The 3,432-nt window shown below is 43.8% G+C and carries 4 protein-coding genes; 1 reads left to right on the top strand and 3 read right to left on the bottom strand.

Going from position 1 to position 3,432, the window contains the following annotated elements; all coding sequences use genetic code 11:
- Window positions 1–213: 213 nt before the first annotated feature.
- The 3 genes from IM509_RS18080 to IM509_RS18070 form a co-directional block, all read right to left on the bottom strand.
- Entirely contained in the window at window positions 214–525 is a 312-nt protein-coding gene (locus tag IM509_RS18080) for an MgPME-cyclase complex family protein (RefSeq protein WP_002789077.1), read from the bottom strand.
- Window positions 526–592: 67 nt separating this feature from the next.
- Window positions 593–1,315: a pyridoxine 5'-phosphate synthase gene (locus IM509_RS18075; RefSeq protein WP_211571677.1), complete on the bottom strand. Its 723-nt coding sequence runs from the start codon at window positions 1,313–1,315 to the stop codon at window positions 593–595.
- Window positions 1,316–1,374: 59 nt separating this feature from the next.
- Window positions 1,375–1,719: a YbaB/EbfC family nucleoid-associated protein gene (locus tag IM509_RS18070; RefSeq protein WP_052277085.1), complete on the bottom strand. Its 345-nt coding sequence runs from the start codon at window positions 1,717–1,719 to the stop codon at window positions 1,375–1,377.
- Between the two features lie 263 nt (window positions 1,720–1,982).
- On the opposite strand from IM509_RS18070, the gene IM509_RS18065 reads away from it, so the two are divergent.
- A complete protein-coding gene (locus tag IM509_RS18065) occupies window positions 1,983–3,179 on the top strand; it encodes a DUF4377 domain-containing protein (RefSeq protein WP_221634784.1) in 1,197 nt (398 codons plus the stop codon).
- Window positions 3,180–3,432 lie beyond the last annotated feature (253 nt).

Below are 3,432 nucleotides of genomic sequence, written 5' to 3'. Positions count from 1 at the left end.
TTGACTTGTTTCAGTTTTTCTATTAAGCTCAACATATCTTTCAAAAGTTCGCGTTCACTTCTCATTTTACAAAGACAGTGATCGCTTTTACTTTTGATATTCTGATGGGAGAATGAAACAGCCCTACCCTTATCAAGGGGGGCAGGGGGGATCGAACCCAAAATGTATCTTCTATTTAATTATAACCACTTATTTACCACAGACAAAAAAGGGTTATTTTAACGGATCGGAAATAGTATCGGAAGGAGCCTCAAACTGTCCAGTAATAACGTATTCTAGACGCAATTTCAGCCAAGTAATAAACTGTTGGTTGAGAGAAACAATTGCCGCTGCTGGTTGGGGAGTTTTCTTTTTGATATCGGCAAAAGCGGGAGTATCTAAAAAAGCTGGATTGGCAATTAACCAAAAATCAATTTCTTGACCTTTTTCTTGATAATTCCTGATTCTTTCCTTCAAAACTTCCTTTTCGATCGCTTCTTCTTCTAAAAACTTTTGACTGGCTACCAAATAATAATAAGTTGTCATCATCTTTCCTTTAATTTTTCAGTGTAATTGTTCCCTAGTCAGGAGATTAGCTGATAGCTGATAGCCTTTACAATTGCCCACGCATAGCCAATTTCATTTCCCTAACAGCCCGTTCCAACCCAACTAAAACCGCACGACTGATAATTGTGTGACCAATGTTCAATTCTTCCATATTGGGCAAACAGGCGACGGCATAAACATTCCAATAGGTCAAACCGTGACCAGCATTCACCCGCAAACCGAGAGAGGAAGCGTATTCACAACCTTCTTTAAGAATTGTTAATTGTGCTTGACGATCGCTCTCCTGTTGTGCTTCGGCGTATTGACCGGTGTGGAGTTCAATAAATTTCGCCCCCGTATTAGCGGCCGCTTGAATTTGGGCAAAATCGGCATCAATAAACCAACTAACGGGAATATTAGCCGATTGCAGGCGCTCGACAACCTGACAAAAACGGTCAAAATTGCCCAGTATATCGATCCCCCCTTCCGTGGTCACTTCCTCGCGCTTTTCGGGGACAAGGGTGACATAATCGGGTTTAATATCGAGAGCAATGGCGATCATTTCCTCCGTCGGGGCCATTTCCAGATTCAGATGAGTCCGCACCGTTTGCCGGAGAATCCGCACATCGCGATCCTGGATATGACGACGATCCTCGCGCAAGTGAACGGTAATACCATCAGCACCGCCGATTTCAGCCAAAACTGCCGCCGCCACGGGAGCTGGTTCCACGGTACGGCGAGCTTGGCGAATTGTGGCCACATGGTCGATATTGACACCCAAAGTCAGCAAAGTTGAACCTCCTTGTTTGTTAGTCCAACTTTCCATCTTACCATTGCGGTCAAAAGCGATTACATACTGGGGATATTTAAACCACTGGTCAGTTCTTCCATTTTGGCGCGCATGGTTTCCGTGGAGGCACTATAGGCGACTTTCATGGCTTCTAGAATAGACTCGGCCACAATCTCCAGATCTTGGGAGAGGAGAGCAGGGTCGATTTCAATACCCCGGGGTTCTTGGTTGCCACTGAGATAGACTGTCACGAAGCCATTTTCACTCTGGCCGGGAATTTCCATATTTTCCAGTTCTTCTTGCAGAACTTTGGCCCCTTGTTGCACCTGTTGCGCTTTTTGGAAAGCGTCTTGTAATTCTTTAATCTTACCGAGACCGAATCCGAATCCTTGTCCTTGTGCCATGGTGTTTTTTTTGTTTAAGGGGTCATTCAAGGTTTTTATTGTACTGCTTAAGGTGAACCGGGTCAACTTTTTGCCCTCAAAGGGCCAAAAAGTGATTAATGACAACGATGACTTTCTGACTGGGTTAAGGTTTGCGGGAACTTGTTCTCTCTTAATCCGTCACGGGATGGTCAGAAAGAGACATCCGAAAAATTATCCTAACCACTGAGTCGATTACCCCACGCCATAATAGAATTGTTGCTTTGACGAGGAGAATAGCAATTTTGAACGCCAAAAAAACGGGAATTTTCTTGACAATTGCCCTAAGTTGTGCTTTAGCGGGGAAAGCGGCGATCGCTAATACTTCCCCTTTGGAGGGGACTCGATGGAAACTAAGGGGGTGGACAGCCGGAAGTTTGGTGAAAGAAACGGAAATTACTGCCGCTTTCCAGAAAAATATCCTCAGTGGTTCGGCTGGATGCAACCAGTATAATACTGGCTATCAAGTCAATAATGACACGCTTCAGATCAACCAAGCGATCGCTACTACGAAAAAAGCTTGTCCAGAACCGGAGATGAAACAGGAAAATCAATATCTTGCTGCCTTGCAAGGAGTGGAACAATTCCAAGTGACAGCTAAAGGCGATTTACAATTATTTTATCGTACTCCCGAAGGTTTAGGAATACTCACTTTTACCCCCGCACCAACTACCACGCGCACGGAAAGGACAATTTATATCCATTCTAGGAAACAACCCTGTAGCCAAGGCACAACCAAAGACTGTTTACAGATGCGAGAGAAACCAGAGGAAAACTGGAGATTGTTCCCTAATAGTATCGAGGGATTTGATTATAAACCAGGATTTTTCTATCAAATTAAAGTTAGCGTTGAAACCGTCTCCAATCCAGCTACTAATCAAAGTTCGGAAACATGGAAGCTATTAGAAGTTATTAGCCAAACCCCAGAAAAAGAGACTCCGCGAGCTTGGTTTGATCGACCGTTAACTAATTGGAATAAAGCCAAGGCCCCTATCCCCAAATCTCCCGTTAAAACCGTGATCGATAACCAGTGTCGTGAACAGGTTCGTCCGGCAATTACTGCCAATGATCAAGCGCTTAATAAAGCAGGATGGTTACTGTACGGATCCGTGCAAACCTATGGTAAAACTAGCGTTATTTCGGCCATGAGTGGAGTGGATGGAATGTGCCGACCAATGGGTTATCAAGACTTTGTTTTTGTCGATGGTAAATTCGCTGGCACTCTTTCCCCGCGACCGATGGATTCCCGCACTGATGGTGCATCTCAGAGAATTGTTTTACAAAATAGCGATCGAATTATTGTGGTTTTTAATCGCTATAAAGATACGGATCCTCTCTGTTGTCCTTCCCAATTAAGTCGCGTTATTTATCAAATTGAAACAGTCAGCGGAGTGCCAGTGCTTGTTCCCAAAGAAGCGGAAACAGAAGCAGTGAGAAACTAATTCAGTTATCAGTTATCAGTTATCAGTTATCAGTTATCAGTTATCAGTTATCAGTTATCAGTTATCAGTTATCAGTTATCAGTTATCAGTTATCAGTTATCAGTGAGAAAAAGGGCGTTGTCAGATCAGAAGAGGAAAGATGCAATGCTCCGGTGCTGATTCGGAGCATCTTTCAATTTGACAACGCCGATTGTAGGGCTAATTCATGAATTAGCCCTACGCCGATTGTAGGGCTAATTCCACTGCTAAATCG

The sequence above is a fragment of the Microcystis sp. M31BS1 genome (genome assembly GCF_020245285.1).
Lineage (GTDB): Bacteria > Cyanobacteriota > Cyanobacteriia > Cyanobacteriales > Microcystaceae > Microcystis > Microcystis panniformis.
Note: the sequence above shows the minus strand (reverse complement) of the source record. Positions and strands in the feature narration are given on the sequence as shown.

Excerpts from the sequence above, each read along its gene's own strand:
- IM509_RS18080 (WP_002789077.1), bottom strand. The coding sequence starts at position 525 with ATGACAACTTATTATTATTTGGTAGCCAGTCAAAAGTTTTTAGAAGAA.
- IM509_RS18070 (WP_052277085.1), bottom strand. The coding sequence starts at position 1,719 with ATGGCACAAGGACAAGGATTCGGATTCGGTCTCGGTAAGATTAAAGAA.